The organism is Candidatus Chloroploca sp. Khr17 (assembly GCF_004138165.1).
Classification (GTDB): domain Bacteria; phylum Chloroflexota; class Chloroflexia; order Chloroflexales; family Chloroflexaceae; genus Chloroploca.
The window spans coordinates 39276-58709 of sequence record NZ_RYFF01000030.1; the positions used below are offsets into that span (position 1 = coordinate 39276).

Genomic DNA, 19434 nt, shown 5'->3' on the forward strand with positions numbered 1-19434 from the left:
CGTATGGAACGTCCGCTTATTCTTGGCACGCGTGGTTCACGACTCGCTCTGGCGCAGTCAGAAATGATGGCAGCAACGCTTCGGATGTTGCACCCCGGTCTGGTGATCGAGTTGAAGGTGATTTCGACCAAAGGCGATCGGGTGCTCGATGTGGCCCTCTCGGCGGTTGGCGATAAGGGTCTCTTTGTGAAAGAACTCGAGCAGGCCCTGCTCGATCACGAGGTGGATCTCTGTGTGCATAGTTGCAAAGATCTGCCTTCCCTGGTTCCTGATGGGTTGACCCTGGCTGCTTTCCCCGAGCGGGTGTCGCCACTTGATGTGCTGGTGGTGCCTGACCGGGGGCAGGGCTCGCTTGATGGGGTGCTCGGGTTGGCGCGGGGCGCTGTGGTCGGGACGAGTTCGCTGCGGCGTGCCTGCCAGTTGCGGGCGATCCGGCCTGATCTTGATCTGCGCGATGTGCGCGGCAATGTTGATACGCGCCTGCGCAAATTGGCCGAGGGTCAGTATGATGCGTTGATCCTTGCGGCGGCTGGTCTGGCTCGTCTTGGCCTACTCGAACCAGATGGTTCGCTCGAGAGCGATGGTGTGGCGTTTGTCGCTTACCCGATCCCTGCCGAGATGATGCTGCCTGCCGTAGCCCAGGGGACGCTGGCCATCGAGTGCCGCGCCGATGATCACGTGACCCTCGATCTGCTTGCGCCCCTTGATCATGCCGTCACCCGGGCGACGGCGCTGGCTGAACGCGCCTTCTTGCGTCGGCTCGAGGGCGGTTGCCAGGTGCCGATGGCTGCCTATGCTGAACGTGAGGCCGATGGAACCTTGTATATGCGTGGTCTCGTTGGTTCGATTGATGGCACCACCGTTGTGCAAGGCGTATGCTATGGGTCGCCTGACGAGGCCGCAACGCTTGGACTGGCACTGGCTGATGACCTGCTGGCACAAGGGGCGGCGGCAATTTTGCAGCAGGTCGTCGGTGGCTAGCGGGAAGAAGGGACGTCAACGATGAGCGTTGCACAACCGATGCCCCTGGATGGGGTGCGTGTGCTGGTGACGCGGGCGGCAGAACGCTCGGATGGCCTGGTTCAACGTCTGCGCAACCTGGGCGCCATCCCCGTGGTGCGTCCAACCATCGCCTATGGCCCTCCCGCCGAGCCAACCATGCTCGTCGAAACGCTGAGTCGCTTGGCGGCAGGCACCTATCACTGGTTGCTCTTGACGAGCGTGACTGCGGTCGAGGTGGTTGCCCGTGGTCTGGGTGATCAGGTGGATCAACTGCGTGCGCAGCCACTGTTGCAGATCGGGGCCGTTGGCCCAGCGACTGCCGATGCGTGTCAACGGTTATTGGGGGTGACCCCCGCTGCTATGCCCGAGCGCTTTCTTGGTGAAGAATTGGCCGGGGTGATGGGGGAACTTGCCGGACGCCACGTCCTCTTACCCAACGCCGACCTGTCGCGCCCGGTGCTCGAAGAACGGCTCCGGGCTGCCGGGGCAAGCGTTGACCGGGTGATTGCCTACCGCACTATCCCGGCCCCTGGTGGCGAGGAACTGGCGGCCCTGCTTGCTGCAGGCGAGCTGGAGGTCATTCTTTTTACCAGTGGCTCGACGGCACGCTATTTTGTCGAACAGATCGGCGTGCATGGCCTTGACGCAGCTCGGCATACGAAGATCATCTGCATTGGCCCGGCGACCGCCGCTGTCTGCCGTGAATTGACCCTCATCCCCGCCGCCGTCGCTGACCCATATACCGAAGAGGGTTTGATCGCGGCGTTGCTTGCCTTGAAGGGCCAGCAGCCTGCTTGCTGTTGAGATTGTTCTCCCTCCCCCTGCTTCTTCCGATGGGGGTGGGAGATGTCCGCCTCTGCGGTGAAAATAAGCTGGGTGCGCGGGCCTCCGACCCGCATGCGAACCGGAGGTTCGCGTACCCAGGCCCGTTTTCATCGCGTGTTGTGCGCCCCGCGTATGTCTGCCTGCGGCGTCGGAGGAGGAAGCCCGCCTCCTCAGCGTGCCAGCAAAGAAACGAGTCGTAGGGCGACCGCTCTGCTAAAAGAAAGGTTCACCGCATGGCTGGATATCCCCACATTCGCCCGCGCCGCTTACGGCGGACAGACGCCCTGCGCCGGATGGTGCGTGAGACGACTGTCCGGGTTGATCAGTTGATCGCGCCGCTCTTTATTCGTCATGGGACGGGCGTGAGTCGCTCGATTGGTTCGATGCCCGGGCACGCGCAACTGTCGGTTGATCGTGCGGTGCGTGAAGCCGAGGAGTTGGCTGAGCTTGGTTTGCCGGCAGTTTTGCTCTTTGGCATTCCCAACCACAAAGATGCATGTGGCAGTGAAAATTTTGATCCCGAGGGCATTGTCCCACAGGCAGCCTATGCCATCAAGCAAGCCGTGCCGCAGTTGATCGTGATTTCGGATATGTGCTGCTGCGAATATACCGACCACGGCCATTGTGGTCTCATTAACCAGCCCGGTATGCCTGGGTATGATGAGCACGAGAGCGAAGGTTATCTGCTCAACGATGCAACGCTTGAACTTCTCGCCAAGGCGTCGGTTGTTCATGCGCAGGCCGGGGCTGATGTCATCGCCCCCTCGGGCATGATCGACGGCATGATCCGTACGATCCGTACGTCACTTGACGAGGCCGGCCTGATCAATACAGCGATCATGAGCTACGCTGCCAAATATGCCTCGGGCTTCTACGGTCCCTTCCGTGACGCCGCCGAGAGTCCTCCTGGCTTTGGGGATCGCAGCCAGTACCAGATGGATCCGGGCAATGCTCGCGAGGCCATGCGCGAAGTCCGCCTTGATGTCGAGGAAGGGGCCGATATGCTGATGGTCAAACCGGCCCTCGCCTACCTCGATATTATCAGCAAGGTCCGCGACAACTTTGATCTACCGCTGGCGGCCTACCAGGTGAGCGGTGAATACAGCATGGTCAAAGCCGCCGCCGAGCGTGGCTGGATCGACGAGCGCCGTGTCGCCATGGAGAGCCTTACCTCGATTGCACGCGCCGGGGCCGATATGATCATCACCTACTGGGCAAAAGATGCCGTTGGATGGCTCCGTGCCGGGGGCTAATCTTTCGTTTTTGCTTTCACTGGCGAAAACAGCCAGCTTCGCTGGCTGTTTTCGCCAGTGAAAGCATAGGTTTTGAGGGCGTCAGCCCTCAAAAAAAGACAAAGGACACTACATGACCAGGTTACTCATCCGTGCGTGTCGGCGCGAGCCGGTCGAACGCACTCCAATCTGGCTGATGCGCCAGGCCGGACGCTATATGTCGGTCTATCGGGCGGTGCGCGAGCGCCACGGTTTTCTGCAGATGGTCAAGCAACCCGATGTGGCTGCTGAGGTGACGTTGCAGCCGATCGAGGCCTTTGGTATGGATGCGGCGATTATTTTTGCCGATATCCTCCCGCCCCTCGAGGGTTTGGGCTTGCAGTTGACCTTTGAAAAGGGCGAAGGCCCCGTTATCCATAATCCCATTCGGGTACCGGCTGATATTGCGGCGCTGCGCCCCTACGAGCCCGAGGCGGTTTCGGGGTATACCCTTGAAGCGTTGCGCATCGTCCGGGCGGCCCTTCCCGAAACAACCGCACTCTTTGGCTTTAGTGGCGCGCCATTTACGCTGGCGAGTTACGCGATTGAGGGCGGTGGTAGCCGCGAGTACCGGCGTACCAAGCTTATGATGTACCGCGACCCGGCTTCCTGGCAGACCCTGATGACGAAGCTGACTGATCTTGTCGTGGCCTACCTGATTGCCCAGGCTCATGCCGGGGCCGATGTGGTGCAGATCTTTGACTCGTGGGCAGGCGCGTTGAGCCCCGACGATTTCGCCGAGTATGTGCTGCCCTATGTGCAACGGGCCGTCGCTGAAACCCGTGCGGCAACCGGCGTGCCGATCGTCTATTTTGGCACCGATATGAATGGGATGCTGCCTCTCCTGCGGGCGACTGGGGCCGATGTACTTGGGCTCGACTGGCGCATCAGGCTCGCCGACGGATGGGCACAGTATGGCTACGATGTCGCCGTCCAGGGCAATCTTGACCCGACGACGCTCCATGCGCCCTGGCCTGAAATTGAGCGACGGGCGAAAGCGATCCTCGATCAGGCCGCCGGTCGTCCAGGCCACATCTTCAATGTTGGTCACGGTATCATCACCGAGACCCCCGAAGAGCACGTCGCACGCCTCGTTGAGTTTGTCCAGAACTATCGTTATGCGGGAGAGGCCTGATCATGTCTGAACGCTATACGCGCTCGCAAGAGCTCTTTGCCGCCGCGCAGCAGGTGATCCCTGGTGGGGTTAATTCGCCCGTACGTGCCTTTCGCGGGGTTGGTGGCACCCCGATCTTCTTTGCCAGCGGTGCGGGAGCTTGGCTCACTGATGTTGATGGCAATCGTTACCTCGACTATGTGCTTTCGTGGGGGCCGCTCTTGTTGGGCCACGCCCACCCGGTTGTCGTCAAAGCGATTGCTATGCAGGCGGCGCACGGCACAAGTTTTGGTGCCCCGACCAAGCAGGAGACCGAGCTTGCCGAAGAAGTGATCAAACTCATGCCGGGGATCGAGCAGGTCCGTTTCGTCAATTCCGGTACCGAGGCGACGATGAGCGCCTTGCGCCTGGCGCGGGCCTATACCGGGCGCGAAAAGCTCCTCAAGTTTACCGGATGCTACCATGGTCATGCCGATATGCTGCTGGTACAGGCCGGTTCGGGCGTCGTAACCCTCGGCCTCCCTGATAGCCCTGGCGTCACCGCAGGTGCCGCAGCGAACACGCTGACTGCCGAATACAACGATCTCGAGGCGGCCACCGCGATCTTCCGCGAACAGGGCAACACGATCGCCGCGATCATTGTCGAGCCGATTGCGGCGAATATGGGCTTTGTCTTGCCCGAACCGGGCTATCTCGCAGGCTTGATTGAACTCGCCCACAGCTATGGTGCGTTGCTGATCCTCGATGAAGTCATGACCGGCTTCCGTGTGGCCCCCGGTGGCGCCCAGGGTCTCTGGGGGCTCAAACCGGATCTGACCTGCCTCGGCAAAGTAATCGGCGGCGGTTTGCCCGTGGGTGCCTATGCTGGGCGGCGCGAGATTATGCAGCATGTTGCGCCGGCTGGCCCGATGTACCAAGCTGGCACCCTCTCGGGCAACCCACTGGCGATGGCGGCGGGCCTGGCGACGTTGCAGACGGCGTTTGGCCTCCACGGTGATGAGCAGGCAAGCCCTTTTGCACAGGCCGAGGGGCGGGCGCGAGCACTCGCCGAGGGTATGCGGAAGATCGGTGAAGAACTCGATGTGCCTTTGCAAGTCGGCCAGGTTGGCACCATGTTTGGCTTCTACTTCCTCAAAGAGCCTGGCCTTCACGTGCGCTCATACGCCGAAGCCAAACAGATGGTCGATCCGACTCGTTACGCCAGTTTCTTCTGGGCCATGTGCGAACGTGGTGTCTACCTGGCCCCCTCACAATTCGAAGCAGGCTTCATCAGCGCTGCCCACACCGACGAAGATGTTGCCCGTACCCTCGATGCCGCCCGCGAGGTCTTGAAGGCGTAGTAGTCCCATGCACGTTTAGCTTCTGGCTGGGGTTTTGCGAGCCGTAGGCCCGCAAAACCCCAGCCAGAAGCTAAATATAGTACATCACATTGCCCGTACGCTGGCGCTTGCGCTGACACAGATCATCAAGCGTCGTTTCGCGGAGCATCCGTTCCATCCGCGTGCGGAGATCAACCCAGACTTCACTCACTACTTCGTGATCCTCAGGCACAGTAGGCGCCAGATCCTCACGTGTTGGTTCATCAGGCAACAGTGGGCCTTCAAGCGCGGTCAGGATCTCAAAAAGATTGATTGTCTCGGGGGCACGGGCGAGCATATGGCCGCCCTGCGGCCCGCGGACGCTCTCGATCAAGCCGGCGCGGCGCATCGTGATCAGCAACTGATTCAAATAGTTGACCGGAATCCCCTGACGGTTGGCAATTTCTTCGCTCTGCACAAGACCTTTGCCATATTGCTGGGCTAGATCAAAGAGTGCCCGCAGGCCATAATCACCCTTGCTTGAAATACGCATTGTCTCACTTCTTGGCTCGCTTTTTCCGTGTAGCTCTTTCTATGATAGCATAGCTATGGGCTCTGGTCTTTGGGCAATGCAGCTCAGGGTTCGCGCACCTACACGAAAACCGTTGCGCCGTTGCGCCTTTGCGTCAAAAAAACCGCCTTATTTGAAAGCTATGGCACTTAGCTCTCGACTAGCGCGGCTACCTGGGTATTGATGGCCTCAATGATCGAGCTAAGGCGTGCGCTCGCCTTGGCGTGCGTTGTCCGCTGGTCATGATGGATCTGTTCCCATGTAGGTCGGTAGCGCTCGGGAATGTCATTCCTCAATTCATCAAGCACCGCCTGGTGCAAGTGGTCAAAATCGAGTAGCCACCAGCGAAGCAGGCGCGGGCCTGCTTGGCGCCCCGGTGGGCCAAAGTCGGCCAGGATGCGCCGCAAGACGGCCTCTTCTAATTCATCAATCTGTGAGGCGAGATGTGCTGCTTCAAGGGCGAGACCCGCAAGGTTGCCCTGGGTTGGTCCTGGTAATTCGGGAATCTGCAATGCGGCTAGTGAAATCCCCTTGCGTAGCGCAGCCTGCCCGGTTGCCGATCCGAGCCATGCCAGCCAGAAGGGGTCGGCATCCGCGATGATCTGGGTCGGTCCGGCGATCATGGCCGTTGTGTCATCCCACGCAACGGTTGCCTCATCCTCACGCACAAGAATGCGTGGGGCAGCGACTGGACGTAGTGCCTCATCAGGAAGAACCCACCAGGGGGGCGCCGCGCCTGCCTTTTCTCGTGGCGGCGTCAGGCTATCTAGATGACGCGCCAGTGCCGTGTACTGCTGTATCGTTGCGGCCTGTGATGCTGGAATCGCGATAATCCAGCGCTGTTCTGCGCGAACCCGCCACGGCAACACCGCTTCAGCGCGTATCAGAGGCCGCAGCAGCTGTGCCGACGCTGGATCAAAGATAACCAGACGATCGCGTGTGGCCCGGTCGATACTCAGGGTTTGTGCGAGCGCTGGCTCAAGCCCATGATACAAGCGCTCTATGCCAGGCGTGTGACGTAACGTTTTATCATGCATAACAGATCTATCGCCTTCATAAAGCATTTGCGCAGGTGCTGTGTGCTTGCTCGTGGCGTAGCCACGAGCAAGCACACAAACACTTTTACAAACTCGTTCGGATTGTTCTATTATACCAGTTTCGTTGTGTGCGCCGCTTGCACGTTCGCATAGATTGCCTCGATCTGCTGGGCAGCGCGATCCCAGGACAATTCCGCCACGGCACGCTCACGTGCCGCCTGACCAAGCCTGGCCGCCAGCTCGGGCTCATCAACCAAGCGTTCAAGCTTGGCCCCCAGATCCTCGGCGCTGCCGTGGCGCGCATAGACCCCTGTGTCGCCCAGGATTTCGCGTGCGACCGGCGTGTCAAAGGCAACGGTTGGCAGGCCCATTGCCATATAGTTTGCGATCTTGCCATTGCCTTCGGTCAGACTCATCTTGGGGGCCACAGCAAGCTCACCAAGGGCCAGGTAGCTGTGCAGATCACGGTAGATAATCCGTCCAGGCAAGGTCACGTGGTCCTCGATCCCCAGACTCGCCGCATAACGACGGTAACTCTGCGGATCAGGATGGCCCATAATTAAAAAATGGACATCGGGACGACGGGCAACGAGCAGGCGTGCGGCCTCAAGCAAGACGTTCGTTCCTTGGTACGGGGCAAGTAGGCCAATATACACCACCACCCGTCGCCCGTCGGGAATGCCCAGTTGTTGCCGCAATTCTTGTCGTTGCGCAGCCCATGCCGATGAATGATCGTATGGCCGAAATCGTTCGGTGTCAACGCCATCAGGAACGGCATGCAACTGGTCGTCGGCCAGACCCCCATCGCGCCGCAAGAGTTCCGCCGCATTATGGGTTGAGGTCAGGACGGCATCAGCCTGTTGATCAAGCAGTCGTTCGAGGCGTACGAGTGGTAGATAGAGGGGGCTCGTCTTGCGCAAAAAGCCGTGATCGAGCATCTCGCTGGTCATGCTCCCCTGATAATCGAGGATCAGCGGAACCTTCAAGAGCCGCTGCAGAGGCAAGCCAATTGCGGCAGCCTCGTGGGTATGAGCGTGAATAACGGTCGGACGCTCTCGGAAGGCCACGCGGAGGGCGCGCCAGGCTAGACCAACATCAAGATAGAGCTTGTGGCGCGAAGAACCGACCACGGCGCGTTTGATCCAGGGCACATCCCACGAACGCCGAATGTCAAGCCCGGGCATATTATCGCCGTTATGATAGGTTGCTAGGATGACTCGATGGCCGCGGCGTTGAATGGCCCGCACCTCTTCCCAGATGCGCACATGGTTGCCATAATCCGAGAAGAAACTCGTCGAGGCAAGCATAAGAATGGTCTGCAACATAACAGGCTATCACGATTCCTACTATAGAGCGCTCGCATAGCGCCGCGCCATTGTACGGCAGCCACGCGCCCTCTGCAACTCGGATTATCCTGGGGTATACTATGGAAGGGTCATCCCTGACCGTAATACGCATAGCGCCTGCGACCCCCAGGCATCTCATAACCACGAGTTTTTACCGATGCAAGAGCTCCGCAAAGAGTATACCCTGCGTGGGTTAGCCGAACATGAAGTTGCGGCTGATCCAATCACGCAGTTCCAACGTTGGTTCGATGATGCCATTGCCTCAGGTCTCCGTGAACCAAATGCGATGACGTTGGCAACGGTTGATCGTGATGGTCGCCCCTCGGCGCGCATTGTCTTGATGAAAAGCTTTGATCAGGCTGGCTTTACTTTTTTTACCAACTATGCCAGTCGTAAAGCACAGGCCCTCGATGCTTCCGGTCTGGCCGCACTCATTTTTTACTGGACTGACCTCGAGCGCCAGATTCGTATCGAAGGTACGGTTACTCGTCTCGACTCTGCTGCATCAGATGCCTATTTCGCTGAACGCCCCCTTGCGGCGCGCCTCGGAGCCTGGGCTTCATCGCAGAGCCAGGTGGTCGCTGATCGCGCTGAACTTGAGGCCCGTTTCAATGCGGTGGCTCAACAATTCCACACCCAAGATCCGCCACGTCCATCCTTCTGGGGTGGCTATCGAGTTACCCCCGATCGGTTGGAGTTTTGGCAAGGCCGTCCCAGTCGCCTGCACGACCGGATCCTCTATCAACGCATCGCTCAGGGTTGGCAGATCGTTCGCCTTGCGCCTTAGAGAACGTGGTAAGCCTGTTCACACTTCTCCTGGGAGCGCGGGCGACTCGCCTGCTCTGGTCTGGATGCGGGTGAGCCGCCCGCGCTCCCAGGATGGTGCTTTGCCCCAAGTTTGAACAGCTACTATGCCCACTTCAGTTGCTGGTTAAAGCCAGGTAGATTATAATAGATCACGCTGCATACCATTGATCTGCGCATCCTCATTGCCCTCAGCCCTGATCGCATCCCCAACTCATAGGTGGCACGTGTATGCAGCACCAGCGAGGAGGTTCCGTCTATTATGTTTGGCAGTTCGAAAAAAAATCAGCCGACGCCGTCAACAATGAATAGTAAGCCCGAAACTATTATCGGTGCCAATACGCGTTTTCAGGGTACGCTTACCTCTGATGGCAATGTGCGTATTGATGGTTCGGTTGAGGGCGATGTCGAGATCTTGGGTAACTTGATCGTTGGTGAGACCGGGCGGGTTGTGGCGATGATTAAAGCGCAAAACGTTCACGTCTCTGGTGCCGTCAAGGGCGAAATTACGGTGATTGAGCAGCTCGAGATTTCACCGACGGGTAAAGTCTGGGGTGATATTACTGCAGGCGCGTTGCATATTGAACCCGGTGGTCTCTTCCGTGGGCAGAGTTCGATGGTCAGCAATATTGATGAGCCATTGATGCTCGAAGCGCCGCGCCCAAGCGAAACATAGGATGTGGATGAAGCGACGGTTACAGCATGCGCGTCGGCGCCTCTTTGGACGTCCGCACGTACGACGCCAGACGACAGGCTTGCGCCTACGCACTGACTCGATGCTTGGCATGTTGCACTTGAGTGGCAAAAGTGCGCTCACGGTTGGTCTGGCACTGGTGATGATGACCTTCATCGCCTTGCTCATCGTCAATTTTGTCGGTCAGGTGATGCAGAGTGGGCGTCTTGAAGCACAGCGCATCGACAGTGAAGCTGAGCTCCAGCGTATCTATGCCGAAAACGCACGGCTCGAAGGAGCCGTTGCGTTTACCGAGTCTGATGTGTATGTGGAGCGTGCCGCCCGCGATCACCTGAGCTACGCCTATCCCGAAGATACGGTCATTTTACCGCGCCTCGTGACCCCTGTGCCTGCTGATAATTCAGCCTCAGAAGCACCTGAACCTTCTGTCCTCTTAGAAACGGTGCGTCGTGAAAACTGGCGCCTCTGGTGGGCGGCCTTCTTTCCAGCAGAATCCTAAGCTACGATCACGCACGCTATCTGCGGAACCTTGGCCCGTGCAATAGGCTCTCCCAGAGCCTCGTCATGCTCTAGTATCGGCAGCACCACAAGTTCGCCGCTGTACTGGTTGGCAACGATGAGAAAGTTGCCTTCTGGGCTGAGCGTGAAGTTGCGGGGCCAGTTGCCGCCGCATGGCTTGAGCGTGGCTAAATGCAAACTACCGTCACGTTCAACCCCAAAGATGGCAATAGTGTTGTCGCCCCGGTTTGAAACATAAAGCCGCGAGGCTTGTTTGTCGAGGTGAAGATCCGCAACCTGGTTTGCGCTTGTCTTGCCCAGAAGCGTGCTGATAATCTGGCGCTCAACCAGGGTGCCTTTGCCTGGATCATACCCGTAGACGGCAATGGTGTTGTCCAGTTCATTCGCGACATAGAGGATGCGCCCGTTTGGGTGCCAGCACAGGTGCCGTGGGCCAGCTCCGCGACGGGCCAGTGTATGGCTGTGCGGTGTGAGACATCCGTGCGTGGTGTCAAGCGTATAGATCCGTAGCTGATCGATCCCGAGATCAGTCGCAATGACAAAATGTCCATCCGCACTCACAATACTAGCATGCGGATGGGGATGTTGTTGCCGTTCAGGATCAACACTGCGCCCCTCGTGTTGCGCTACATCACGCAGCGGCCCAAGCACGCCTTCGGCTGTGAGAGACAAGAGGCCAAGGCTGCCCCCTCCGTAGTTGGCAACAACCGCCCATGCCCCACGCGGATCTAGCGTGACATGGCACGGCCAATCGCCACCCGAGCGTTGCCATCCGAGGATCGCCAGGGTCTGTGTGGCCCGATCAAGCCGCAGGGTTGCCACTCCTCCTGGGTTGCCATCCCCCGCCCCGGTCTCACTTGTTGCCAGTACAAGGTCGCCCCCAGGGTGTAAGGCGAGAAACGAGGGATTTGTTACCCCGGCACACGCTCCAAGTGGGGTCAGTTCTCCTGTTGTGCTGGTAAGTGCGAAGAGATAGATCCCAGGCTGATCAGCGGCAGCATAACTACCTGCAAGCAACAAGACATGTTCTGATGCCATGCGTACTCCTTAGACAAGGTTTCAGGTTACTTTACAGTTCGAATGCCTCCATCGCGTTCTGATGCGCTCGGCTATTCCCTCTTTTCTAGCTCCTAAATCCTTGTCCTGGCGGGGTACCACCCCTGAAGGTGCTGCGACCGTGTTATTATGCAGGAGTGTTGTGCAGGCCGAATAAGGTGTAGGTGCAAGTCTAGATGGAGGATGGAACAATGATGAAAGGATCGAGTGCAAACTGGTTGGAAGTCTTTCCTGGCGTACGGCGTCATCGTCTGCTTGCGACCGATCAGGCCTATCTGATGGAGGTTGCGCTCGAAGCAGGGAGTACTGTCCCGGTACATCAGCACCCACAAGAGCAGATCAGCTATGTGGTACGTGGGCGGTTACGTTTCCAGGCTGGTGATACCATTACCGAAGCTGGACCTGGTGAAGCGGTTGCCGTGCCTGGCAACACCCCCCACGCCGTCTGGGCTCTGGAAGATGCACTGGTTATTGATACATTTGTTCCGCCACGAGCAGAGTATCTGGCGGCTGATGGTGACTAAAGTGCCATCAGGACAGGCTTATTCAGTTTGACTGGCACCAGTCGGCCCTGATCTGGAGCCATCGTACGACTGGTTTGAAAAAAAGCTCTGGCCTGTCATACAGGCCAGAGCTTGAACATGGCTCAACAGCGTAAAGGTGGATTGCAATGATGGGATCGTTTTCCTACGCAGCGTTATTCACTCGCGGTCGCATGCGCATCAAGATACATGAGTGCGTCTTCAACGCTCAGGATCTTCTCGGCCTCGGCATCACTAATCTCAACCCCGAACTCTTCTTCGATTGACATAATCAGTTCAACAAGATCCAACGAGTCCGCATTCAGATCTTTCGCAAACGAAGCACTGGGAACGATTTTGCTCTCGTCCACCCCCAACTGCTCAGCGATAATCTTCTTCAGACGCTCCTCAACTTCAGGTGAAGCCATAGATATGTTACCCTTTCTACAATTCGTCAGGTTCTGGCCGATAGCGGTTGACCACAGTTCCAAGAACCCCATTCACAAAACGACTCGAATTATCGCTTCCAAACTGTTTGGCAAGTTCAACCGCTTCGTTGATCACTGCTTTTACAGGGGTCTGCTCAACCTCATCGAGCAGAAGTTCAAACAGTGCGATTCGCAAAATCGCTTTATCAACACCTGGCATCTGAAGCAAAGGCCAGTTAGGGGCCGCTTCTTCAATAATGCGATCAAGATACGAGCGATGTTCCCAGACACCAAAAACCAGACGATGCAGAAACTCCACCCCATCACCGGTCACGTGATCCTCTTCGCGACGACGTTCATAAACCACATCGAGTGCATGATCCGTCGCATCAACCTCAAAAAGGATCTGGAGCGTGGCTACCCGCACGCGATGACGTAGACTACCCACAGGGAACCTCCCCGATCAGGGACAGACGTACCATCAGGCGTCGACCTGCCAGTTGATGCAACCACGTACGGTCACAGAGACAGATGACAGTTGTTAAGCAACAGGTCACAATCACACCAGCGTTGCTGCGCGCTCTTCTTTCCACTGGCGCAACAGATCTGCGACGTAGCCAGTATGATGGCGGGCCGCCCGAAATTCCGGATCATCAATCAAGACTAATTGGAACGGAATCGTTGTCTTGATCCCCGTAATAACACACTCGTGCAAGGCTCGCCGCATACGATTGAGCGCATCGTCACGTGTTTCGCCAAAGGTGATAATTTTGGCAAGCAACGAGTCGTAGTTGCCTGGAGGTGTATACCCAGCATAGAGATGCGAATCAATACGCACACCAGGACCACCAGGCGGCAGATAAAACTCGATTTCACCGCCAGCTGGCAAAAAGTCGCGCTCAGGATCTTCGGCGTTGATGCGACACTCCACCGCATGCCGAGCTATTGTAATATCTTTCTGTTGGAGCGTCAAGCGTTCGCCGGCCGCAATCATCAACTGCCAGCGCACGAGATCGACCCCGGTGACCTGTTCCGTCACCGGATGCTCGACCTGGATGCGGGTATTCATCTCGATAAAATAGTAATTGCCCTCTTGATCCATCAGAAATTCCAGGGTACCTGCATTGACGTACCCGATCGAGGTAATGCCACTCAACGCATCCCGGCCCATCCGCTCACGTACTTCGGGGCTCACAATTGGTGAAGGAGCTTCTTCGAGGATCTTCTGGTGGCGCCGCTGGGCTGAACAATCGCGTTCACCGAGATGGATCGCGTGGCCGTACTTATCGGCAAGTACCTGGATCTCGACGTGGCGCACTTTGGTCAGAAACTTCTCGAGCAAGAGATCGCCGCGCCCAAAGGCTGCTTCAGCTTCAGCACGTGCGGTGGGAAACGCACGCACGAGGTCGCTCTCGTCATTGGCGACACGCATCCCTCGTCCACCGCCGCCAGCCGATGGTTTGAGCAAGACCGGATAGCCGATCTGACGGGCAAGCTCAACCGCTTCTTCCACGCTCTTGAGTTCTCCCTCCGAGCCAGGTACTGTGGGGACGCCGGCTGTGCGCATCGTTTGGCGTCCAATCGACTTATCACCCATCAGTCGCATTGTCTCGGCGGTTGGCCCGATAAATTCAAGGTTGCAGTCGGTACACATCTCGGCAAAATAGGGGTTCTCCGAGAGGAAGCCGTAGCCGGGATGCACTGCATCGCACCCGGTGATCAGGGCTGCACTGATCAGGGCCGGTGGATTAAGATACGAACGCGCAGGAGGCGGTGGCCCGATACAAATTGCCTCGTCGGCCATACGTACGGCCAATGAGTCGCGATCAGCCTCACTAAAGGCCGCGACGCTCTTGATGCCCAGTTCCTGACATGCCCGTATGATCCGAACTGCGATCTCGCCCCTGTTTGCTACCAGCACTTTGTTAAGCATTGTTCCGCCATTTCTGACAAGCTAGGAATGCATCACCATGCCGCCATCAATTGTTATTGTTTGCCCGGTCAGATAGGCTGCCGCATCAGAAGCCAAAAAACAGACGAGTTGCGCTACCTCACGGGCCTGACCAAAACGCCCGAGGGGAATTGTCTCAAGAATTGCTGTGCGCGTTTCGTCATTCAAGACATTGGTCATCTCAGTTTCGATAAAACCTGGGGCAACCGCATTGACCGTCACGTTGCGCCCGGCTATTTCACGGGCTGTTGCTTTGGTAAAGCCAATGATCCCCGCTTTTGCGGCGCTGTAGTTCGCCTGTCCGGCATTGCCGATTAATCCGATCACCGAGGCGAGGTTGATAATTCGCCCGCTGCGCTGTTTGCTCATCTGGCGCAACACGGCGCGTGTACAGATAAACACGCTGCGCAGGTTGGTGGCGATCACTTGGTCAAAGTCCTCATTCTTCATCCGCAAGAGCAGGCCATCACGTGTGATGCCCGCGTTGTTGATGAGAATGTCGAGCCGTCCATAGGTCGCAAGCACTGTCTTGACCATCGCCTCAACCGCGTCGCTCTCACTCACATCGGCCTGAAGCGCCATCGCTTGCCCGCCGCTGGCCGTAATGGCCGCCACAACCTCGGCGGCTCCAACGGCACTCTCACGATAGTTTACCACGACTGTTGCCCCTGCTTCGGCCAGTTCAAGCGCAATCGCCCGCCCAATGCCACGGCCTGCGCCAGTCACCAGGGCAACTCGTCCTGTCAGGTCTACCTTCATCCGCGTTAGCTCTCCGAGATATCAAAGAGGGTTTGCCCATCAATCAAGATGATATTTTTGCGATCACGCCCGCTCTTCAGCGCATCGGGCGTGAATTCGGTTGATGTGATCACCAGGCCTTTGTTGATCGAGCGTCGGCGCATATCCTGGATCAGACTCTCGAGTGTACCGGGGCGGACTTTGTCGACAACGGTCAAACGTAAGATATACGGCTCACCTTCATACACCATATCGAGATCGAGGTGTTTATCTTTATCGGTAAACCGATAATCCGTAAATTCAAAGCCCTTCTTGCGATACAGGTTCAGCACAAAGGAGCCGAGTTGGGGCAACGAGAGCCCGCGCAGATCTTCCAACGTCCGCACGACGCCCGGTCGTTCGAGCCGCCCACCACGCTCCGCAACCTCTTGCTGCAGTTGGCGATTGCGCTGCTCGGCACGCCCCGACATGACGGTGCCAAAGGCTGGAAAGGGGATCAGGGCAAAGACCGAGAAGGTGGCATAGAAGAAGAGCAACTCTTGCATCGTGACCTGCGTGGGTTCACCCTCAGGACTGATTTGCAAGGATGGCAATTCAACAAAGCCTGCCTCGCCGAGCCCACCGTAGATCAAAACAACAATCAGGCCAAAGAAAAATCCGCTCACACCCAGCACCAGTCCGTGCATTAACCAGTCACCTTTGACCCGACGACCAAGGTAGAGCCCCGCCATGACCGGCACAATCCCCGCAAGAATCTGCAAGATACTGCTTCCGAGAAAGAGCGCACACCAGCCAATTGCCATCATCAGGGCAATCAGGAGGGTCTGCTGCCACTCGACACGTTTGAACGAGCCGACAACGCGTTCACTCCAACTGGGCCCAGGGGTGCTTGCCTCGGGCGTCCTCTGCTCGCGCTGCTCGGGCGTGGTATCAACACTCATCCGACATTGCTCCCAACATTATGAATTCTCTAAGAGTTCATCAACGGCTTCACGGAGTTTGCCAATATCGGCAAACGAGCGATAGACCGAAGCGAAACGGATATAGGCTACATCATCGAGTTCACGAAGGCGGCGCATCACCTCATCACCGATCGCAGTACTGCTGATCTCTTGGTCGTCAATCGCCATGATCGCATTTTCCACATCGTTGACAAGTTGTTCCATCCGGGTTACGGCAATCGGGCGACGATAACAGGCGGTGCGTATCCCCCGCATCATCTTTTCGCGGTCGTACGGTTCGCGTTTGCCGTCTTTTTTGACGATCGTCAAACTGACGGTCTCGACCCGTTCATAGGTCGTGAAACGCCGTCCACAGGCGCGACATTTGCGCCGACGACGGGTCATCTCACCGTCATTCAGCTTGCGCGTGTCCAGAACTTCAGTTTCAGCATACGAGCATGAAGGGCAGCGCATAGGCTATCCGTAAACCGCACAGTGTCCGCCATCCTGTGCATTATAGCACAGGCCCTGAGGTCACAACATCAGCCCTGCACAATCTCAACGTCGCGCTCGAACGCTTTGCGAAAAAGGCCGGTGCGCCGGTTGGCATCCCAGATGCCCACTGAGGCATCACCATCGGCTTCAACCACGATGCGGATGCTTTCGCCCAGTTCAACGCGCACGGATACGACAACCTGGCTTTTGCTGCGTTCCAGATACTCGGCAATGCGCAAGAGCGAACTCAGCCGGGCAATGCGCTGACTATCATCGGCTGCGAAGATCTGGGCATACGGCGAGAGATCAGCCTGGCCTTTGCGGTGGTTGCGCACCAGCGCCCCAAGAATGGCAATCTCGCGATGGGTAAAGCCCAGCAAGGTTCCGTTATGCACCAGATATTCGCTGTGTTTGTGATGGTCGTAATAGCCAACGGCTACGCCGATGTCATGAATGATCGCGGCATACCCAAGTAATTCACGTTCCCAGGCCCCGTAGCCGTGCAACGGGGCGAGTTGATCAAAGAGGCTCTGGCTCAGCGAACCAACCTTGTCGCAGTGAGCCTCTTCATAGTTGCTTAGGCGGGCCAGGTTTTTGATGCTAAAAGTCCGGGGATTAGCGAGCAGTGGCGGTTCAATTCCCTGGAGGAAATGGGCATAGAAAAGCCCCTCGCGCACGCCCTGACCACTGACTGTCAGGCTCTCAAAGCGGCCACAAGTCATTAGTTGTTCAATGATGATCGCTCCGGCCAGGGTGACGTCGGTGCGATCCGTTTTGAGCCCCGGAATCTGCTCGCGTTCGCGCCGATTCGAGCGACTCAAGACTTCAATGATGTTGCTCAGCGCTTCGCGACTCAACTCATATCCGTGAACCCGATCAAGAGGGTACTGTCGCTGTTTCTGGTCAATCCGGGCCAGGGTACGAATAGTTCCCCCCATCCCAGCCAGGCGATAATTGGGCTGAGCTTGCAACCATGTCAGGTTGGCAAATGACTCTTGCGCACCCTGGCGGAGGTTGCGCAGATCGCGTTTGCTAATCGGATCACTGGTGACATACCGCTCGGTAAACCGCACTACGCCGGCCTGCACCGAATAGGTCTCGGTTGGTTGCCCATTGCGCACGGCCACAACCTGGGTCGAGCCGCCACCGGTGTCAAACGTGAAGCCATTGCGCAAGCCGAGCGCATTGGCCGTGCCGACAAAGCCGTAAAAGGCTTCTTCTTGGGCGCTGATGATGCGTAAATCAAGCGTTGTTTCGGCCCTGAGCGCGTCCCAGAATTCCTGCTGATTCTCGGCTTCCCGGATGGCGCTGGTGCCCACGGCAATGACCTGATCCACCCCCGTGCGGCGGCACAGCGTTTCAAACATGCTCAGGGCAACGACGGCTCGCCGAATAGGTTTTGGTTGAAGCCGGCCCGTCGCTCCGACCCCTTCGGCAAGGCGGACGACTTCGCTTACTTCGTCAACCAGGCGAAAGCATCGTTCTGGCTCATAGGCCATCACAATGAGACGGGTCGTATTCGAGCCAAGATCAATAATGCCGATCTTTTGCATCTGCGATCCGTTTTCTATGCTAGCACCGTCTGTAGTGCTGCGATGACCTGTTCGAGGTCGTCGTAACCAATGACTAGCGGGGGTAACAGGCGCAGCACATTGGGGCCTGCAGGCAAAGCGAGCACACCCTGATCAAGCAGTGCCTGGAGGTAGGGTTGCACCCGGGTTTTCAATTCAAGCCCAACCAACAAGCCGAGACCGCGGATTTCACGGACAGGCGGCAAGTGCAAAGCCGTCAGCCGCGCAAGCAACCAGGTGCCTTTCTCAGCCGCCTGGCGCGGCAGGTCTTCGTCGTGGTAGGCCTGCAGGGCTGCGTGGGCCGCAGCACAGAGCAGGGGGTTGCCGCCAAAGGTTGTGCCATGCGCCCCGCCCGGCAGACTCCCGTGGCGTTTGTGGATGGCGACGGCCCCCATCGGTAAGCCTGCCGCAATGCTTTTGGCGAGCAGGAGGATGTCGGGCACAACCCCACTGTGTTCAAGCGCAAAGAGCCGCCCAGTTCGGCCAAAGCCTGTCTGCACCTCATCAATCAGGAGCAAGGCCCCATGCCGATCACAGATCGCACGCGCTGCCTCAAGATAGCCTGCCGGGGCGAGGCGAACCCCCCCTTCTCCCTGGACGGGCTCAAGCAACACCGCTGCGGTCGAAGCATTGACGCGGTTGGCCAGGGCTTCGGCATCGCCATAGGGCACATGGGCAAAGCCAGGCACGAGCGGCGCAAAGGGCTCGCGATACTTTGGTTCCCAGGTTGCACTGAGCGCACCCATCGTACGCCCATGGAACCCACGCATCGTCGCGACCACCTCCTGACGACCGCTCAGCAGGCGCGCAAACTTGAGGCCCGCCTCGATCGCTTCGGCCCCTGAATTGCAGAGGAAGATCCGTCCGGGAAAGGGCAGCACCCCCGCGAGTGCCTGCAAGTAGGCGGCACGCCGATCGTTGTAAAAGATCTCGGGGCAACTCATCAGGGTTGCTGCCTGAGCCTGGATCGCAGCGACTACCGCCGGATGGCAATGGCCCAAATTGGCCGCCCCTTGTCCGCCAACACAATCAATGTAGACCCGGCCCTCTGCATCATACACCCGCGCCCCTTCGCCACGTACCAGTGCTACGCCACGCTTGGGATAGAGGCCCGATGTATGCTGCTGTTCGGTTGCGATTATCGTTGCATTGCTGATCATAGTGCTTTCCAGTATACCATATTCACTTGACAAAGCCCGCCTCTCCTGGTATATTAGTGTCGTATTTACACTAATTCAGTTATATGAGGTTT

At 57.8% G+C, this 19434-nt stretch carries 21 protein-coding genes; 9 read left to right on the plus strand and 12 right to left on the minus strand.

What is annotated here, in order from left to right:
- The first annotated feature begins 3 nt into the window (after nucleotides 1-3).
- The 5 genes from hemC to hemL all read left to right on the plus strand — a co-directional run bounded on the left by hemC (nucleotide 4) and on the right by hemL (nucleotide 5552).
- On the plus strand, nucleotides 4-981 hold the full coding sequence (gene hemC / locus EKD05_RS16635; RefSeq protein WP_129674756.1) for a hydroxymethylbilane synthase: 978 nt from the start codon (nucleotides 4-6) through the stop codon (nucleotides 979-981).
- Between the two features lie 21 nt (nucleotides 982-1002).
- Nucleotides 1003-1806: a uroporphyrinogen-III synthase gene (locus tag EKD05_RS16640; RefSeq protein ID WP_129674758.1), complete on the plus strand. Its 804-nt coding sequence runs from the start codon at nucleotides 1003-1005 to the stop codon at nucleotides 1804-1806.
- 254 nt (nucleotides 1807-2060) lie between these two features.
- The gene (gene hemB, locus EKD05_RS16645; RefSeq protein ID WP_129674760.1) at nucleotides 2061-3080 is read left to right on the plus strand and encodes a porphobilinogen synthase; all 1020 of its coding nucleotides are present in this window, start codon (nucleotides 2061-2063) and stop codon (nucleotides 3078-3080) included.
- 112 nt (nucleotides 3081-3192) lie between these two features.
- Complete coding sequence (gene hemE, locus EKD05_RS16650; protein ID WP_129674762.1) at nucleotides 3193-4233, plus strand: uroporphyrinogen decarboxylase; 1041 nt, start codon at nucleotides 3193-3195, stop codon at nucleotides 4231-4233.
- Between the two features lie 2 nt (nucleotides 4234-4235).
- Entirely contained in the window at nucleotides 4236-5552 is a 1317-nt protein-coding gene (gene hemL / locus EKD05_RS16655; RefSeq protein WP_129674764.1) for a glutamate-1-semialdehyde 2,1-aminomutase, read from the plus strand.
- 70 nt (nucleotides 5553-5622) lie between these two features.
- On the opposite strand, the gene EKD05_RS16660 is transcribed toward hemL, so the two are convergent.
- From EKD05_RS16660 to EKD05_RS16670, 3 genes are all read right to left on the minus strand, one after another.
- Entirely contained in the window at nucleotides 5623-6063 is a 441-nt protein-coding gene (locus EKD05_RS16660) for an Rrf2 family transcriptional regulator (RefSeq protein WP_129674766.1), read from the minus strand.
- 167 nt (nucleotides 6064-6230) lie between these two features.
- Nucleotides 6231-7118 carry a hypothetical protein gene (locus EKD05_RS16665; protein WP_129674768.1) on the minus strand — a complete coding sequence of 296 codons (888 nt, stop codon included), beginning with the start codon at nucleotides 7116-7118 and terminating at the stop codon, nucleotides 6231-6233.
- A gap of 110 nt (nucleotides 7119-7228) precedes the next feature.
- Complete coding sequence (locus EKD05_RS16670; RefSeq protein WP_129674770.1) at nucleotides 7229-8443, minus strand: glycosyltransferase family 4 protein; 1215 nt, start codon at nucleotides 8441-8443, stop codon at nucleotides 7229-7231.
- 178 nt (nucleotides 8444-8621) lie between these two features.
- On the opposite strand from EKD05_RS16670, the gene pdxH reads away from it, so the two are divergent.
- From pdxH to EKD05_RS16685, 3 genes are all read left to right on the plus strand, one after another.
- Nucleotides 8622-9251, plus strand: coding sequence for a pyridoxamine 5'-phosphate oxidase (gene pdxH / locus EKD05_RS16675; RefSeq protein WP_129674772.1), 630 nt, complete (start codon nucleotides 8622-8624; stop codon nucleotides 9249-9251).
- Nucleotides 9252-9530: 279 nt separating this feature from the next.
- Complete coding sequence (locus EKD05_RS16680) at nucleotides 9531-9944, plus strand: polymer-forming cytoskeletal protein (RefSeq protein WP_129674774.1); 414 nt, start codon at nucleotides 9531-9533, stop codon at nucleotides 9942-9944.
- A 7-nt stretch (nucleotides 9945-9951) separates the two neighbouring features.
- A complete protein-coding gene (locus EKD05_RS16685; RefSeq protein WP_165360772.1) occupies nucleotides 9952-10461 on the plus strand; it encodes a septum formation initiator family protein in 510 nt (169 codons plus the stop codon).
- On the opposite strand, the gene EKD05_RS16690 is transcribed toward EKD05_RS16685, so the two are convergent.
- On the minus strand, nucleotides 10458-11519 hold the full coding sequence (locus EKD05_RS16690) for a lactonase family protein (protein ID WP_129674778.1): 1062 nt from the start codon (nucleotides 11517-11519) through the stop codon (nucleotides 10458-10460). The two genes, EKD05_RS16685 and EKD05_RS16690, sit on opposite strands and share 4 nt — an antisense overlap.
- A gap of 209 nt (nucleotides 11520-11728) precedes the next feature.
- Here EKD05_RS16690 and EKD05_RS16695 point away from each other — a divergent pair, with 209 nt between their 5' ends.
- Nucleotides 11729-12061, plus strand: coding sequence for a cupin domain-containing protein (locus EKD05_RS16695; RefSeq protein WP_240695823.1), 333 nt, complete (start codon nucleotides 11729-11731; stop codon nucleotides 12059-12061).
- Nucleotides 12062-12234: 173 nt separating this feature from the next.
- Here the strand turns inward: EKD05_RS16695 and EKD05_RS16700 are convergent, their stop codons facing one another.
- The 8 genes from EKD05_RS16700 to EKD05_RS16735 all read right to left on the minus strand — a co-directional run bounded on the left by EKD05_RS16700 (nucleotide 12235) and on the right by EKD05_RS16735 (nucleotide 19342).
- Nucleotides 12235-12486 (minus strand): acyl carrier protein, encoded by a 252-nt coding sequence (locus EKD05_RS16700; protein WP_097652926.1) that lies wholly within the window; start codon nucleotides 12484-12486, stop codon nucleotides 12235-12237.
- Nucleotides 12487-12502: 16 nt separating this feature from the next.
- Nucleotides 12503-12934 carry a transcription antitermination factor NusB gene (gene nusB, locus EKD05_RS16705; RefSeq protein WP_097652925.1) on the minus strand — a complete coding sequence of 144 codons (432 nt, stop codon included), beginning with the start codon at nucleotides 12932-12934 and terminating at the stop codon, nucleotides 12503-12505.
- Nucleotides 12935-13045: 111 nt separating this feature from the next.
- Nucleotides 13046-14419, minus strand: a complete 1374-nt coding sequence (accC, locus tag EKD05_RS16710; protein WP_129674780.1) for an acetyl-CoA carboxylase biotin carboxylase subunit — start codon at nucleotides 14417-14419, stop codon at nucleotides 13046-13048.
- 21 nt (nucleotides 14420-14440) lie between these two features.
- On the minus strand, nucleotides 14441-15196 hold the full coding sequence (gene fabG, locus EKD05_RS16715) for a 3-oxoacyl-[acyl-carrier-protein] reductase (protein WP_129674782.1): 756 nt from the start codon (nucleotides 15194-15196) through the stop codon (nucleotides 14441-14443).
- Nucleotides 15197-15201: 5 nt separating this feature from the next.
- Nucleotides 15202-16116, minus strand: a complete 915-nt coding sequence (locus EKD05_RS16720) for a restriction endonuclease (protein ID WP_129674784.1) — start codon at nucleotides 16114-16116, stop codon at nucleotides 15202-15204.
- 18 nt (nucleotides 16117-16134) lie between these two features.
- A complete protein-coding gene (gene nrdR, locus EKD05_RS16725; protein WP_129674786.1) occupies nucleotides 16135-16590 on the minus strand; it encodes a transcriptional regulator NrdR in 456 nt (151 codons plus the stop codon).
- A gap of 68 nt (nucleotides 16591-16658) precedes the next feature.
- The gene (locus EKD05_RS16730; RefSeq protein WP_129674788.1) at nucleotides 16659-18164 is read right to left on the minus strand and encodes a Ppx/GppA phosphatase family protein; all 1506 of its coding nucleotides are present in this window, start codon (nucleotides 18162-18164) and stop codon (nucleotides 16659-16661) included.
- Nucleotides 18165-18178: 14 nt separating this feature from the next.
- Nucleotides 18179-19342 carry an aspartate aminotransferase family protein gene (locus EKD05_RS16735; protein WP_129674790.1) on the minus strand — a complete coding sequence of 388 codons (1164 nt, stop codon included), beginning with the start codon at nucleotides 19340-19342 and terminating at the stop codon, nucleotides 18179-18181.
- Between the last annotated feature and the right edge of the window lie 92 nt (nucleotides 19343-19434).

What these genes read in the sequence shown, in the direction of transcription:
- EKD05_RS16665 (WP_129674768.1), bottom strand. Translation starts at nt 7,118, where the DNA reads ATGCATGATAAAACGTTACGTCACACGCCTGGCATAGAGCGCTTGTAT.
- EKD05_RS16735 (WP_129674790.1), bottom strand. Translation starts at nt 19,342, where the DNA reads ATGATCAGCAATGCAACGATAATCGCAACCGAACAGCAGCATACATCG.
- EKD05_RS16680 (WP_129674774.1), top strand. Translation starts at nt 9,531, where the DNA reads ATGTTTGGCAGTTCGAAAAAAAATCAGCCGACGCCGTCAACAATGAAT.
- EKD05_RS16730 (WP_129674788.1), bottom strand. Translation starts at nt 18,164, where the DNA reads ATGCAAAAGATCGGCATTATTGATCTTGGCTCGAATACGACCCGTCTC.
- hemB (WP_129674760.1), top strand. Translation starts at nt 2,061, where the DNA reads ATGGCTGGATATCCCCACATTCGCCCGCGCCGCTTACGGCGGACAGAC.
- accC (WP_129674780.1), bottom strand. Translation starts at nt 14,419, where the DNA reads ATGCTTAACAAAGTGCTGGTAGCAAACAGGGGCGAGATCGCAGTTCGG.
- pdxH (WP_129674772.1), top strand. Translation starts at nt 8,622, where the DNA reads ATGCAAGAGCTCCGCAAAGAGTATACCCTGCGTGGGTTAGCCGAACAT.
- EKD05_RS16690 (WP_129674778.1), bottom strand. Translation starts at nt 11,519, where the DNA reads ATGGCATCAGAACATGTCTTGTTGCTTGCAGGTAGTTATGCTGCCGCT.
- EKD05_RS16700 (WP_097652926.1), bottom strand. Translation starts at nt 12,486, where the DNA reads ATGGCTTCACCTGAAGTTGAGGAGCGTCTGAAGAAGATTATCGCTGAG.
- hemL (WP_129674764.1), top strand. Translation starts at nt 4,236, where the DNA reads ATGTCTGAACGCTATACGCGCTCGCAAGAGCTCTTTGCCGCCGCGCAG.
- EKD05_RS16685 (WP_165360772.1), top strand. Translation starts at nt 9,952, where the DNA reads ATGAAGCGACGGTTACAGCATGCGCGTCGGCGCCTCTTTGGACGTCCG.
- EKD05_RS16720 (WP_129674784.1), bottom strand. Translation starts at nt 16,116, where the DNA reads ATGAGTGTTGATACCACGCCCGAGCAGCGCGAGCAGAGGACGCCCGAG.
- EKD05_RS16660 (WP_129674766.1), bottom strand. Translation starts at nt 6,063, where the DNA reads ATGCGTATTTCAAGCAAGGGTGATTATGGCCTGCGGGCACTCTTTGAT.
- EKD05_RS16640 (WP_129674758.1), top strand. Translation starts at nt 1,003, where the DNA reads ATGAGCGTTGCACAACCGATGCCCCTGGATGGGGTGCGTGTGCTGGTG.
- EKD05_RS16670 (WP_129674770.1), bottom strand. Translation starts at nt 8,443, where the DNA reads ATGTTGCAGACCATTCTTATGCTTGCCTCGACGAGTTTCTTCTCGGAT.
- fabG (WP_129674782.1), bottom strand. Translation starts at nt 15,196, where the DNA reads ATGAAGGTAGACCTGACAGGACGAGTTGCCCTGGTGACTGGCGCAGGC.
- nrdR (WP_129674786.1), bottom strand. Translation starts at nt 16,590, where the DNA reads ATGCGCTGCCCTTCATGCTCGTATGCTGAAACTGAAGTTCTGGACACG.
- EKD05_RS16695 (WP_240695823.1), top strand. Translation starts at nt 11,729, where the DNA reads ATGATGAAAGGATCGAGTGCAAACTGGTTGGAAGTCTTTCCTGGCGTA.
- hemC (WP_129674756.1), top strand. Translation starts at nt 4, where the DNA reads ATGGAACGTCCGCTTATTCTTGGCACGCGTGGTTCACGACTCGCTCTG.
- hemE (WP_129674762.1), top strand. Translation starts at nt 3,193, where the DNA reads ATGACCAGGTTACTCATCCGTGCGTGTCGGCGCGAGCCGGTCGAACGC.